The sequence below is a fragment of the Lachnoclostridium sp. An196 genome (genome assembly GCF_002160135.1).
GTDB lineage: Bacteria > Bacillota > Clostridia > Lachnospirales > Lachnospiraceae > Hominiventricola > Hominiventricola avistercoris.
Genome location: NZ_NFJZ01000014.1, coordinates 20,790 through 32,973, shown reverse-complemented (window position 1 = coordinate 32,973; position 12,184 = coordinate 20,790). Strand labels below are relative to the sequence as shown.

Sequence of the window (12,184 nt, the reverse complement as noted above, 5' to 3'; positions counted from 1 at the left end):
CATGAATTACGAAGAAGCGGTGGCATACATTCTGGATGTGCCAAAGTTTACGAAAAAGAATACGCTGGATAATACAAGGGCGGTGCTGGAGCGGCTGGGCCGCCCCGACCGCCGCATGAAGCTGATCCATGTGGCGGGAACCAATGGGAAAGGCAGCGTTTGCGCGTACCTGGCCTCGATCCTGAAAGCGGCGGGCAAGAAGACCGGACTTTTTACCTCCCCGCATCTGGCGGTGATCAACGAACGGTTTCAGATGGACCAGGAAATGATTTCGGACGAGTTGTTCCTGGAAGGATTCGAGGCCGTGATGGAGGCGGTGCATGCGCTCCTTGAGGAGCGTCCGGATACTTTTTCCCATCCTACCTTTTTTGAACTTTTGTTCCTGATGGGGATGTATTTGTTCGACAAATACGGGATGGAATACGCGGTGCTGGAAACCGGCCTGGGAGGACGGTTCGACGCTACGAATGTGATTGAAAAACCGCTGGTGAGCGTGATCACGTCGATCAGCCTGGACCATACGGAGTATCTGGGAGACACGCACGCGCTGATTGCCGGAGAAAAAGCAGGGATCATCAAGGAAGGCTGTCCGGTGGTCTACGACGGAACCCGCAGGGACGTGGAGGATGTGATTCTGGCAAAAGCCGCGCAAATGCATGCCAGAGCCTATGCGATCCGCCCGGATATGTATAAAATTTTGATGAACACCCAGAAAACGATTGATTTTTCAATAGAGACTGGGTATTATGATCCTGTGAACATCTCCATTTCCAGTGTGGCGGAGTATCAGATCATGAACGCCATGGAAGCGGTGACAGCGGCCCATGTGCTGGATATCGGGCTGACGGAAGCACAGATCCATGAAGGGATGGCGAATATGCGCTGGCAGGGACGTATGGAGACGATTCTGCCGGGCGTGATCCTGGACGGCGCGCACAATGACGCGGGTGTGGAAGAGTTTGTCCGCACGGCGAAGAAATTTGAAAAAGACTCAGGAGTCAGTATCCTGTTTTCCTGTGCGAGAGAAAAAGATTATGAAGGAATGATCCGGACCATCTGTGAAAGTCTGGATCTGGATCGAGTGACAGTAACCGAGATCGAGTCGGACCGGAAGGTTCCGGCAGAAGAACTGAAAGAGCTTTTTGAGAAATATACAGATTGTCCGGTAGAGGCGGTTCCTTCCGTAGCGGAGGCGTTTGGCCGGGCACAGAGACAGAAAGGGAAAGGAATCCTGTTCTGTGTGGGTTCCCTGTATCTCGCAGGCAGTCTGAAGAACCTTTTAAGGAGTGAAAAATATGCTTGATTTTGAAGAAGAATTAAAAAAATTCCGGCCAAGTCTGGAGATCGATCAGGTAGAAGACAATGTCTATAATAATAATCTTACGGACGTGACAGATCTGTTGGATGAGATGCTGAAGGAGATTAGAGAGCATCAGTAGAAAAGGTGAAAATATGAAATGTTTTAACTGCGGCGCCACCCTGAAGAACACGGACTACTGCAGTCAGTGCGGGGCGGATGTCAAGCTGTATCGAAAGATGATCCAGCTTTCCAATGCTTACTATAATAAAGGCCTGGAAAAGGCAAAAGTACGTGACCTGTCGGGGGCGGCAGGCGTTCTCAGACAGAGTCTGAAGATCAACAAGAAGAATACAGACGCCAGAAACCTGCTGGGACTGGTTTATTTTGAACTGGGAGAAGTAGTCGAAGCGCTGACCCAGTGGATTATCAGCAGAAGTTTCCAGGGAGAGAAGAATCTGGCAGATTATTACATTGAAGAGATTCAGAATAATCCGGCACGTCTGGAAACCATCAACACGACGATCCGGAAATACAATCAGTCTCTGCTGTACTGTGAACAGGGCAGCTTTGACCTGGCGGTGATCCAGCTGAAGAAGGTTCTGTCCATGAATATGAATCTGATCAAAGCGCACCAGCTGCTGGCATTGCTTTACATGAAAAATGAAAATTACGGCAGGGCGAGGGCTGAACTGAAAAGAGTGCTTGCCATCGACAGGACCAATACCTGCGCGCTGCGGTATATGCAGGAACTGGACGAAGCGACAGGAAAGCACGCGCCGCAGGAGGAGGAAAAGCAGAACAAAGAAGTGATTGCCTACACCAGCGGCAATGAGACAATCATCCAGCCGGTGGGAGTAAAGGATAATTCCGGCCTGTTGTCGGTGATCAATGTGATCATAGGTCTGGCTATCGGAGCGGCAGTTATGTGGTTTCTGGTCATGCCAGCCCAGCAGCAGAGGACCAATGAGGAACTGAACCAGGCGGTCGCGGATTACAGCGAACAGCTGGACTCCCGGACTGCGGCTCTGGAGACTCTTCAGAGTGAGATGAGCAGCCTGGAATCCAGGACCCAGGAGGCGGAGGAGGCGTCCAGCCAGGCGGCTGAGCAGCTTTCGGACTATGAGTCTCTGCTGAACGCCTATGCGCTTTATACGCAGGACGATGCGGCGGGAGCGCTGGAAGCGCTGCAGCAGATCGACCGGGAGAGTCTGGGCGACAATGCGGGGACTCTGTATGACACGATCTTCGCGGACGTAGGCACGCAGGCGGTGGACGATCTGTATGCCACGGGATACGCCGCGTATGAGTCGGGAGACTATGAGACTGCCATTAATGATCTGAGCAGATGCTACGAGCTGGACAATACCAGAGCGAACGCACTGTATTTCCTGGCCAGGGCTTACCACCGGTCCGGAGATACGGAAAACGCCAGAATATATTATCAGAGAGTGATTGACGAACAGCCGGGCACCAGATGGGCGACAGATGCCGCCGGTCTGCTGGCAGGACTGTAAATCATATAAGAACAGAAGAGGAACCCTGAAGGATAAGGGACGTTGCAGAGCGCTGCAGCGTCCTTTTTTGGTGCATACAGCCGGGGAACCCGGTGGAAAGGAGACAATATATGGAACTGTTGGAACAGCGGGGCGTCCGCCTCATTGTCCATCTCCCGGCGGAGCTGGACCATCATTGTACGGAAGAACTGAGGAAAGAGATTGACCGGACACTGGAAAAAGAACCGGTGTCGGAACTGGAATTTGATTTTTCAGAAACGGCGTTTATGGACAGCGCCGGAGTGGGATTGATTCTGGGCCGCTGCAAAATCATGCAGGCTCTGGACGGTTCTATGACGGTCAGTCATATGAGCACGCAGATACGCAGAATATTGGTACTGTCCGGGATACAGCAGCAGATCCCGCTGAAAAAGGAGGAGGCTTTATGAAAAATGAGATGACGCTGGCATTTGACAGCATTTCGCAGAACGAAGGGTTCGCAAGAGTCGCGGTGGCGGCTTTTGTGACCCAGCTTAACCCGACGCTGGAAGAGGTGGCGGATATCAAAACGGCGGTTTCAGAAGCCGTAACCAACGCGATCATACACGGATATCCGGACGGCGTACATACGATTGTCTTGAGAGCCGTATTGCGGGATAAAACCGTGGAATTGTGGATATCCGACGAGGGCGTGGGGATTGAAGACGTGAAGCAGGCGATGGAGCCTCTTTATACCAGCCGGCCGGAGCTGGAAAGATCCGGAATGGGATTCATGTTTATGGAAGCGTTTATGGATCAGGTTCATGTGGAATCCGCGCCGGGAATCGGCACCACTGTCTATATGAAGAAAAGGATCGGAGCATCAGGACAGGAGGGCTGAATATCTTTATGGAAGACACGATGGGATTGATTGAGCGGTCACACCATGGGGATAAACAGGCAAGAGAAAAACTGGTGAAAGAGAATATGGGGCTGGTCTGGAGCATTGTACGGCGGTTTGCCGGACGGGGGACGGACAGCGAAGATCTGTTTCAGATCGGCGCGATGGGACTGATTAAAGCCATCGACAAATTTGATACGTCTTATGAGGTGAAATTTTCCACCTATGCGGTGCCTATGATCGCCGGAGAGATTAAACGTTTTCTGAGGGACGACGGGATCGTGAAAGTGAGCAGGACTCTGAAGGAAAACTGGTGGAAGATCCGCAGGGAGACAGAACAGTTCCGTCAGAAAAAAGGAAGGGATCCCAATATGGAGGAACTGTCGGAACTGACCGGTCTGGACCGGGAGGAGATCGCCATGTCTCTGGAAGCCGGAGTGGAGGTGGACTCTCTTTACCGTCCGATCCACCAGAGCGACGGCAGCGAGACCTGCCTTCTGGACCGGGTGGAAAGTCAGGGGCATATGGGCGGCGGAGAAGACATGGAAAAAGAGCAGCTGCTGAACCGGGTGGTGCTGGAACAGCTTTTGTCGGAACTGGAGGATTCGGAACGCAGACTGATTATGATGAGGTATATGCAGGACAAGACGCAGACAGAGGTGGCGGGAGTTCTGGGAGTTTCCCAGGTGCAGGTAAGCCGGATGGAGAAAAAGATCCTGGCCAGGATGAGAGAGAAGCTTACCGGATAGAACTGGGCAGCGGACGGTATAAAAATACAGAAAGTGCAGATACTGACTCCATATAACGGAGGTGCGCGATGAACGGAATGCTGTATTTGAAGATCGATCAGAACGTGGAAGTGGACCACGCGGATGTGACGCTGGGGGATGTGGCAAAGATGGAATGCGCCGACGAAACGGTAAAAAACCGTCTGAAGACCATGAAGCTTCTGAAGATCCGCGATGAAAAGAGCAGCCGGTATGTATATTCTGTGCTGGAAGTGGTACGCCGTATTCATGAGATCTATCCGGGATTGGAAGTGCAGAACGTAGGAGAGGCAGACTTCATCATAGAATATGAATCTCCGATGTACAATCGGAACCGCTGGAGCATGCTCAAGGTGATGCTGGTATGCGTGACGCTTTTTATCGGCTCCGCATTTTCCATTATGACGTTCAACAACGACGTGGGGATACCGAAAGTCTTCGCGCAGGTGTACCTGCTGATTATGGGAAAAGAGTCGGACGGTTTCACAATTCTGGAGATTATGTATTCCATAGGGATCGCCGTGGGAATTCTGGTTTTCTATAATCATTTCGGAGGAAAGCGCATCACAAAAGATCCCACCCCCATTGAAGTGCAGATGCGGCTTTATGAGGATGATGTAAATTCAACGCTGATTGAAGGCTGCAATCGCAAGGAGACGCACATTGATGTGGATTAGACAGGCTTTTCTGGGACTGACAGGATTCTGCTGCGGGATGGCGGTGGCAGGCGGCCTGTTTGCGCTGCTGATCGCTCTTGGCATTATTTCCCGTATGGCAGGAAAGACGCATACGGCAAAATACATCTGGTATTACGAGGATGCCACGACACTGGGCGGAGTGCTGGGCAATCTGCTCAGTATCTATCAGTTTCCCATCCCTGCCGGGACTGCGGGGCTGATCTTCTGCGGCCTGTTTGCAGGTATCTATACCGGCGCGTGGTCCATGGCGCTCACGGAGATCGTGGATGTGATCCCCATCTTCAGCAGAAGGATCGGGCTGAAAACGGGGATGCCGTGGCTGATCCTGTCCATGGCTCTCGGCAGGATGTTCGGCGGGCTGATCTATTATGGATGCGGATTCTGATCAGCCGAAAACGCCCATGTGTTCCAGCAGGATTTTGAGACCGATCAGAACCAGGATTACGCCGCCGCAGAATTCGGCTTTGGACTTGTAAATGGTTCCGAACACGTTGCCGATCCGCACGCCGGCTGCGGAACAGACAAAAGTAGTGATTCCGATAAAAGAGGCGGCTGCCAGAATGTTGACGTTTAAAAAGGCAAAAGTAATGCCTACGGCCAGAGCGTCAATGCTGGTGGCCACAGCCAGCAGGAACATTTCCCGGGGAGCCATGGAGCCGCTGGAACATTCCTCTTCGTCGCCGAAGGACTCCCGGATCATGTTCCCCCCGATCACAGCCAGCAGGATAAAAGCGACCCAGTGATCCAGAGACTCAATATAACGGGTGAAGTATCTTCCCAGGAAATATCCGATGGTGGGCATCAGCGCCTGGAAACCGCCGAACCAGACACCGGCCAGAGAACATTCCCGCAAAGTGACCCGCTGCACAGCCAGTCCCTTGCAGACAGATACGGCAAAAGCGTCCATAGATAATCCTACGGCGAGGATAAAAAGTTCGATAAAACTCATGACAGTTGTCCTTCTTTCTTATGTGATTTCATTCATTCCTGCGGTTTTCGGCTTTCTTCCGGATGAAATTCCATCCAGGTTTCATACCAGTCCAGACAGGCATCTGTATATCGGGAAAGCAGCAGATCCTCCTCTTCCCTGCGCTTATCCGAATAGGAGGGATCCTCCCAGAAGAGCTGCCAGTCCCATTGTTCGCAGAACGTTTCCAGCTTCGCGCGGAACTGCTCCAAAGGTTCGGCGGCGAGACGGAGGCGCCAGTCCTCATACATGCGCTCGGTAGACGGTTCGCGGAAATGGCGCTCGGCTTTCGGCACATTCTGAAGGCCGCTGATCAGAGCCTGCTCTTCCGCCTGTATTCCGGCAGAAGTGTCCGTGACGGCTTTCCGGCGGCGCTCCATGTAGTGCGTATAGCCAAAAGGATAATACTGTACAGAATCCTTTTCAAAGATCAGCAGCGCGTCGGCTACCTGCTGAATAAAATAGCGGTCGTGGGAGACGAACAGCAGCGTTCCCGTGTAGGCCCGGAACGCGGATTCCAGCGTTTCGCGGGCAGGGATATCCATATGGTTGGTGGGCTCGTCCAGAATAAAGAAATTCGGGCGGCTCTGAAACAGCTCTGCCAGCACCAGCCGGGATTTTTCACCGCCGGACAGGGAAGAAACTTTTTTCTGCGCGTCGCGGCCGGGAAAGAGAAACGCTCCCAGGGCGTCCCGGACTTCCTTTTCCGTCATAGACGGAAAATGGCTGTGAAAATGTTCCGCCACGGTCTGCCCGGAGGAAAGAGCCGCCGTCTGCTGATCAAAATATCCGGTCTGCACACGCAGACCCAGACTGCATTTTCCTTTGACGGGAGGAATGATTCCGGCCGCCGTTTTCAGAAATGTAGATTTGCCGATTCCGTTGGGACCGATGACTCCGATTTTCTGCCCGCGGCGAATGCGCAGGGACAGTTCCAGCAGGACTTTGTCATAGCCGATCTGCAGATGTTCGGCTTCCAGCACCCACTTGGCACCGGGTATATCCGGCGTGATCTCACCCGTAAAAATATGGGCGTCGTCCCGGACCGGTTTTTCCACGCGGGGCATCCGTTCCAGGATTTTCTTCCGCGAACGGGCAAAAGCCGCTTTTTTGGGCTTGTGCTTGAAGCGCTCCACCAGACTTTCCAGGCGTTGAATCTCCTCCTGCTGATTCTGCCAGGCTTTTTCCTGAATCCGGATATTTTTCAGCTTCTGCCGGCGGTATGCCGTATAGTTTCCGGTATAGCGGGTCAGGCGCCCGTCCTGCAGTTCCCAGACGGTATCCGCCGTGCGGTCGAGAAAATACCGGTCATGAGATACGACGACCACCGCCTTTTCATAATCCCTCAGATACTGTTCCAGCCACTCTGCGGTATCGGCGTCCAGATGATTGGTGGGTTCGTCCAGGAGCAGCAGATCCGGTTTCTGGAGCAGCAGACGGATGAGAGCCAGTTTCGTCTGCTCTCCCCCGGAGAACATGGAGACCGGTTTCTTCTTGTCTTCTTTTGACAGTCCGAAACCGGTAAGGATACGGTCGTATTCCTGCTCCCAGGCAAAACGCTCCCTGTCCCAGTGATCGGAACAGGGACAGGCTTTCAGAAGTTCCTGTTCCACTGTGACGGATGGGTCAGAAAAAGCCTGCTGATGCAGCAGGCCTGTGGTGATACGCCGGGAAGTGGTAAGTCCGCTCTGAACGGAATCGTCCCTGTCCAGATGCAGTTCTCCCGCGAGAAGACGCAGGAAGGTGGTCTTTCCGGATCCATTGCGCCCAACCAGGGCGATTTTTTCTGTCCCTTTGATCTCAAAATGAAAATGCGAGAGGACCGTCTGTCCTCCGACGCTCAAGGTGCCGTCCTGAATCTGTAAAAGCATGATTCCCTCCAAAGGAAATTAGTCGTGAACCTAACTATATCAGAACGGAGAAAAAGATGCAACATACCCTGACAAATTTAGCAATTTTTCAGATTCCCAGCCCCTTGCCCAGCCAGTACAGGAGCCCCACGACCCAGCTTGTGAATACGCCATAGAGGATCACCGGCCCGGCGATGGTGAAGATCTTGCAGCCGATGCCGAAGACCTGCCCTTCTTTTTTGTATTCGATGGCGGACGACGCGACGCCGTTGGCGAATCCGGTAATAGGAACCAGAGCGCCGGCCCCGCCCCATTTGGCGATAGAAGGGTAGACATTGAAACCGGTGAGCAGGACGCTGAGCAATATCAGGAGGATGGAACACCAGGTCCCGGCAGCTTCCTGTTCGATGCCGGCCTGCATGAGCAGATTGGTGATCAGCTGTCCCAGCGTGCAGATGGCGCCTCCGGTCAGGAACGCATGGAACATCTCCCGGGGAAGGCTGTGGGTGGGGGTCACCTGTTTTACGTATTCGTTATACTGTTGTTTCTGTTCGTCGCTGACACTCATATACTTGACTCCTTTTTGCCTAGTCTGTCCGGACAGACCGGTTTATATACCCGGCGCCGTGGTATTTTTGCTTGCCAGGTGATCTCCGCCGTCTACGGAGATCAGGCGCTGCTGCGCGCGTCCCTGTTCCTGATCGTATTCAACTGTCTGGTCTATACTTACGGTATCCAGATGATGAGCGGGAATCCGGAGAAAAAGACAGGATTCCAGTGGAAAAAGATCGCGAATATGGGTGTAATCGCATGTATCCTGTCGCTGGCGCTTTATCTTCTGACGATTCCTCTGGTATCTTTGATCACCGGAGTATAAAATCATCCGCATACTTTTTTCCTTTCCTGAAAAACTATGTAGTAAAACGACAGAAGTTTTCGGAAAGGAGCCAGGCCATGACAGAGAAAAAGGGAAGAGCCAGCGTAAGTTTTGGAGAACCGCCCCGTATCATCGGAGCGGCCTCCATCGTGGGAAGCAAGGAAGGAGACGGACCTCTGGGTCATCTCTTCGATGTGATCGAACCGGATCCCAGATTCGGCAAGAATACCTGGGAAGAAGCGGAGAGCGAGCTCCAGCTTCTGACGGCGCGCAAAGCCATGGAGAAGGCCGGTATGAATGAAGAGCAGATCCGCTATCTGTTCGCGGGGGATCTGCTGGCGCAGGGAATCGCCACTTCCTACGGGATCATGGAACTTCAGATCCCTCTTTTCGGACTGTACGGAGCCTGTTCCACCTGCGGAGAGAGTCTGTCGCTGGCGTCCATGGCGGTGAACGCGGGCTGTGCGGAATGTGCCATGGCGCTGACCTCCAGCCATTTTGCCAGTGCGGAAAAGGAGTTCCGATTTCCCCTGGAATACGCGGGACAGCGTCCCCTGTCGACTACCTGGACGGTCACCGGATCCGGAGCCTTTGTACTTGCCGCCGCGGGGAGCTCGTATGCGGAAGGAGCCTCTGTATGTATCACCGGAATCACCACCGGAAAGGTGGTGGACTACGGGGTAAAGGATTCCATGCATATGGGCGCCGCCATGGCTCCGGCCGCGGCGGATACGATCTACCGCCATCTGATGGACTTCGGAAGAGAAGCGGAAGAATACGACCGGATCATCACCGGGGATCTGGGAAGCATCGGACAGACGATTCTGAAAGATCTGCTTCGTGAGAGAGCCATCGAACTGGACGGGATCCATGAGGACTGCGGCATGCTGATCTACGACCCGGATTCCCAGGACACCCATGCGGGAGGTTCCGGCTGCGGCTGCGCCGCCGTGGTGCTGGCCTCATACATTCTGCCGAAGATCATGAGGAAAGAGTGGAAGCGGGTACTCCTGGTACCCACCGGCGCGCTTTTGTCCAAAGTGAGCTTTAACGAAGGGAAATCCATACCGGGGATCGCCCACGGCGTGGTCCTTGAGTGTATTTAAACCAAAATTTATGTAAAAACGGTGAAAAATTTTCCCAGATCGAAAAAAACCTGTTGCATGCTGAAAAAATTATGGTAAACTGGATATGGTCTTGGTGTTTGAGATTGGCATGGAGGGTAAGCCGTTGAGAAAAAAATCACATCTTTGTCTGGCCGGATTTCTGGTCAGAAGTCTGGATCATGAAATATTGCGCCGCAGATGGAGATCGTTTTATATAGGAAGCATTCTTCCTGACTGCCGGCCCGCGTTTGTGACGGTAAGGCATGAATTTGACGTGACATTCGACCTGGTGGAAGAAAAAATCCGCAGGCTGATAGAGACGGATCTGTACCGCCCGGAGGACTGTATCCGCTATATGGTGGATCTGGGACAGGTTATGCATTATCTGGCAGACTATTTTACATTTCCTCATAACAGCCATTTTCCGGGCAACCTGAAGGACCACTGTAAGTATGAGAATGTGCTGAAGCATGAGCTTCGCAGATATATTAACGAAGATCAGGCGGTATTCCATATGGCTTATCCCGGACGTTTTCTGTCGGCGGACGAGATTCTGGACTATATCCGGAAGACCCATGAAGAATATATGCAGAAGACCAGATCGGTGGAAGAGGACTGCGAGTTCATCACCCGGGTCTGCTCTCATGTGCTGAGCGGAGTCCTGTGTCTGGCAGAGGAGCCGGTACTGGTATTTGCTGCTTAGGAGTATTTATATGGAAGATAGACTGGAACGAAAATACGGCGGGTTGAAGAGCCGGATCGCTTCGGAGGGGAAGGCAGCTATCGCCTTCTCCGGCGGAGTGGATTCGGTTCTTTTGTTATATGCGGCGCGGGAAGCGCTGGGAGAGAACGCGCTGGCGCTGACGGTGTCCCTGCATGCGGTGCCGGAGCGGGAGCTGGCGCTGGCGAAAGCATTCTGTGATAGATTCGGTATCCGCCACCGGGTCGAGACGGTGGATGAATTTTCCATCGAAGGGTTTGCAGCGAATCCCCCGAACCGCTGTTATCTGTGCAAACGTGCATTATTTACAAGGATGCGCGCGGCCGCGGATGAGGAAGGAATCCCTTTCCTGGCGGAAGGCTCCAATGTGGACGACCAGGGGGACTACCGTCCGGGCCTCAGGGCTCTGAAAGAACTGGGGATCGCCAGCCCTCTGAAAGACGCGGGATTTACCAAGGCGGAGATCCGTCAGATGGCGGACCGTCTGGGCCTGTCGGGATGGAACCGCCCGTCTTCCGCGTGTCTGGCGTCCCGTTTCGCGTACGGGGAACAGATCACGCCGGAGAAGATGAAAAGGGTGGAGAAGGCGGAGGACTATCTGCAGGATCTGGGATTCACACAGAAAAGGGTGCGTGTTCATGGAAATCTGGCGAGGATTGAGCTTTTGCCGGAAGAATTTCCCAGGCTGTTTCATGAGAATCTGTCGGAGAAAGTGACGCGGAGACTGAAAGAGCTGGGATTTACCTATGTGACGCTGGATCTGGGCGGATTTCAGAGCGGCAGTATGAATAAGGAGCTGGGGACATGAACGAGACATTTGCCCGGACAGAACTCCTGATCGGAGAGGACGGACTGAAAAAACTGAGAAAGGCCAGGGTGGCGGTCTTCGGCATCGGCGGCGTGGGCGGCTACGCGGTGGAAGCGCTGGCGCGGAGCGGCGTCGGACATTTCCTGCTGGTAGACAACGACGTGGTGGGCGAGAGCAATCTGAACCGGCAGATCATCGCCCTTCGGAGCACGCTGGGCCAGTACAAGACTGCGGTGATGAAGGAGCGGATCGCGGATATCTGCCCGGAGACGGAGGTGGAGACACAGGAATGTTTCTTTCTTCCGGAACATGCGGACCGGTTCGATTTCGGCGCCTTCGACTATGTGGTGGACGCCATCGACACGGTCAGCGGGAAGCTGGAACTGGCCGTAAGCTGTCAGAAAGCGGGGACGCCGCTGATCAGCGCCATGGGCGCGGGCAACAAGCTGGATCCCTCCAGGTTTGAGGTGACGGATATCTACCGGACAAAGGGCTGTCCGCTGGCGAAGGTCATGCGGCGTGAACTCCGGAAAAGAGGGATAGAGAGACTGAAAGTAGTGTACTCCACGGAAGAGCCTAGGAAACCTCTCAGACAGATCCTGGGAGGGGACGGACGCAAGGTGACGCCCGGAAGCATGGTGTTCGTGCCGGGGACGGCGGGACTTCTGCTTGCCTCCGAAGTGGTGAAGGATCTGCTGGAACGACAGGGGTGAAGAT

General features: G+C 53.6%; 16 protein-coding genes. 13 read left to right on the top strand and 3 right to left on the bottom strand.

Features of this window, described 5'->3' with window-relative positions; genetic code table 11:
- Position 1 precedes the first annotated feature (1 nt).
- The 8 genes from B5F29_RS14330 (at position 2) to B5F29_RS14300 (ending at position 5,523) form a co-directional block, all read left to right on the top strand.
- A complete protein-coding gene (locus tag B5F29_RS14330) occupies positions 2–1,303 on the top strand; it encodes a bifunctional folylpolyglutamate synthase/dihydrofolate synthase (protein WP_087155309.1) in 1,302 nt (433 codons plus the stop codon).
- Complete coding sequence (locus B5F29_RS16580; protein ID WP_164488383.1) at positions 1,296–1,439, top strand: hypothetical protein; 144 nt, start codon at positions 1,296–1,298, stop codon at positions 1,437–1,439. The genes B5F29_RS14330 and B5F29_RS16580 overlap by 8 nt, the downstream gene beginning before the upstream one ends.
- A gap of 13 nt (positions 1,440–1,452) precedes the next feature.
- Positions 1,453–2,814, top strand: coding sequence for a tetratricopeptide repeat protein (locus tag B5F29_RS14325; protein ID WP_087155308.1), 1,362 nt, complete (start codon positions 1,453–1,455; stop codon positions 2,812–2,814).
- 110 nt (positions 2,815–2,924) lie between these two features.
- On the top strand, positions 2,925–3,242 hold the full coding sequence (locus B5F29_RS14320; protein ID WP_087155307.1) for an anti-sigma factor antagonist: 318 nt from the start codon (positions 2,925–2,927) through the stop codon (positions 3,240–3,242).
- Positions 3,239–3,673, top strand: a complete 435-nt coding sequence (gene spoIIAB, locus B5F29_RS14315; protein ID WP_087155306.1) for an anti-sigma F factor — start codon at positions 3,239–3,241, stop codon at positions 3,671–3,673. Before B5F29_RS14320 ends, spoIIAB begins: the two co-directional genes overlap by 4 nt.
- A gap of 8 nt (positions 3,674–3,681) precedes the next feature.
- A complete protein-coding gene (locus tag B5F29_RS14310) occupies positions 3,682–4,422 on the top strand; it encodes a SigB/SigF/SigG family RNA polymerase sigma factor (protein WP_087155305.1) in 741 nt (246 codons plus the stop codon).
- Positions 4,423–4,490: 68 nt separating this feature from the next.
- Positions 4,491–5,117, top strand: a complete 627-nt coding sequence (locus tag B5F29_RS14305; RefSeq protein WP_087155304.1) for a stage V sporulation protein AA — start codon at positions 4,491–4,493, stop codon at positions 5,115–5,117.
- Complete coding sequence (locus B5F29_RS14300; RefSeq protein WP_087155303.1) at positions 5,107–5,523, top strand: stage V sporulation protein AB; 417 nt, start codon at positions 5,107–5,109, stop codon at positions 5,521–5,523. The genes B5F29_RS14305 and B5F29_RS14300 overlap by 11 nt, the downstream gene beginning before the upstream one ends.
- Here the strand turns inward: B5F29_RS14300 and B5F29_RS14295 are convergent, their stop codons facing one another.
- From B5F29_RS14295 to B5F29_RS14285, 3 genes are all read right to left on the bottom strand, one after another.
- Entirely contained in the window at positions 5,524–6,087 is a 564-nt protein-coding gene (locus B5F29_RS14295; RefSeq protein WP_087155302.1) for a manganese efflux pump MntP, read from the bottom strand.
- A gap of 32 nt (positions 6,088–6,119) precedes the next feature.
- Entirely contained in the window at positions 6,120–7,976 is a 1,857-nt protein-coding gene (locus tag B5F29_RS14290) for an ABC-F family ATP-binding cassette domain-containing protein (protein WP_087155301.1), read from the bottom strand.
- 88 nt (positions 7,977–8,064) lie between these two features.
- Positions 8,065–8,523: a SpoVA/SpoVAEb family sporulation membrane protein gene (locus B5F29_RS14285; protein WP_087155300.1), complete on the bottom strand. Its 459-nt coding sequence runs from the start codon at positions 8,521–8,523 to the stop codon at positions 8,065–8,067.
- Between the two features lie 15 nt (positions 8,524–8,538).
- On the opposite strand from B5F29_RS14285, the gene B5F29_RS14280 reads away from it, so the two are divergent.
- The 5 genes from B5F29_RS14280 (at position 8,539) to B5F29_RS14260 (ending at position 12,180) form a co-directional block, all read left to right on the top strand.
- On the top strand, positions 8,539–8,832 hold the full coding sequence (locus tag B5F29_RS14280) for a hypothetical protein (RefSeq protein ID WP_143449168.1): 294 nt from the start codon (positions 8,539–8,541) through the stop codon (positions 8,830–8,832).
- Positions 8,833–8,909: 77 nt separating this feature from the next.
- Positions 8,910–9,938 (top strand): stage V sporulation protein AD, encoded by a 1,029-nt coding sequence (locus B5F29_RS14275; protein ID WP_087155298.1) that lies wholly within the window; start codon positions 8,910–8,912, stop codon positions 9,936–9,938.
- A gap of 124 nt (positions 9,939–10,062) precedes the next feature.
- Complete coding sequence (locus tag B5F29_RS14270) at positions 10,063–10,641, top strand: zinc dependent phospholipase C family protein (protein WP_162608443.1); 579 nt, start codon at positions 10,063–10,065, stop codon at positions 10,639–10,641.
- A 10-nt stretch (positions 10,642–10,651) separates the two neighbouring features.
- The gene (larE, locus tag B5F29_RS14265) at positions 10,652–11,467 is read left to right on the top strand and encodes an ATP-dependent sacrificial sulfur transferase LarE (protein ID WP_087155296.1); all 816 of its coding nucleotides are present in this window, start codon (positions 10,652–10,654) and stop codon (positions 11,465–11,467) included.
- On the top strand, positions 11,464–12,180 hold the full coding sequence (locus B5F29_RS14260; RefSeq protein ID WP_087155295.1) for a tRNA threonylcarbamoyladenosine dehydratase: 717 nt from the start codon (positions 11,464–11,466) through the stop codon (positions 12,178–12,180). The genes larE and B5F29_RS14260 overlap by 4 nt, the downstream gene beginning before the upstream one ends.
- Positions 12,181–12,184 lie beyond the last annotated feature (4 nt).

Coding starts and splice junctions, on each gene's coding strand:
- B5F29_RS14330 (WP_087155309.1), top strand. CDS start 2: ATGAATTACGAAGAAGCGGTGGCATACATTCTGGATGTGCCAAAGTTT.
- B5F29_RS16580 (WP_164488383.1), top strand. CDS start 1,296: ATGCTTGATTTTGAAGAAGAATTAAAAAAATTCCGGCCAAGTCTGGAG.
- B5F29_RS14325 (WP_087155308.1), top strand. CDS start 1,453: ATGAAATGTTTTAACTGCGGCGCCACCCTGAAGAACACGGACTACTGC.
- B5F29_RS14320 (WP_087155307.1), top strand. CDS start 2,925: ATGGAACTGTTGGAACAGCGGGGCGTCCGCCTCATTGTCCATCTCCCG.
- spoIIAB (WP_087155306.1), top strand. CDS start 3,239: ATGAAAAATGAGATGACGCTGGCATTTGACAGCATTTCGCAGAACGAA.
- B5F29_RS14310 (WP_087155305.1), top strand. CDS start 3,682: ATGGAAGACACGATGGGATTGATTGAGCGGTCACACCATGGGGATAAA.
- B5F29_RS14305 (WP_087155304.1), top strand. CDS start 4,491: ATGAACGGAATGCTGTATTTGAAGATCGATCAGAACGTGGAAGTGGAC.
- B5F29_RS14300 (WP_087155303.1), top strand. CDS start 5,107: ATGTGGATTAGACAGGCTTTTCTGGGACTGACAGGATTCTGCTGCGGG.
- B5F29_RS14295 (WP_087155302.1), bottom strand. CDS start 6,087: ATGAGTTTTATCGAACTTTTTATCCTCGCCGTAGGATTATCTATGGAC.
- B5F29_RS14290 (WP_087155301.1), bottom strand. CDS start 7,976: ATGCTTTTACAGATTCAGGACGGCACCTTGAGCGTCGGAGGACAGACG.
- B5F29_RS14285 (WP_087155300.1), bottom strand. CDS start 8,523: ATGAGTGTCAGCGACGAACAGAAACAACAGTATAACGAATACGTAAAA.
- B5F29_RS14275 (WP_087155298.1), top strand. CDS start 8,910: ATGACAGAGAAAAAGGGAAGAGCCAGCGTAAGTTTTGGAGAACCGCCC.
- larE (WP_087155296.1), top strand. CDS start 10,652: ATGGAAGATAGACTGGAACGAAAATACGGCGGGTTGAAGAGCCGGATC.
- B5F29_RS14260 (WP_087155295.1), top strand. CDS start 11,464: ATGAACGAGACATTTGCCCGGACAGAACTCCTGATCGGAGAGGACGGA.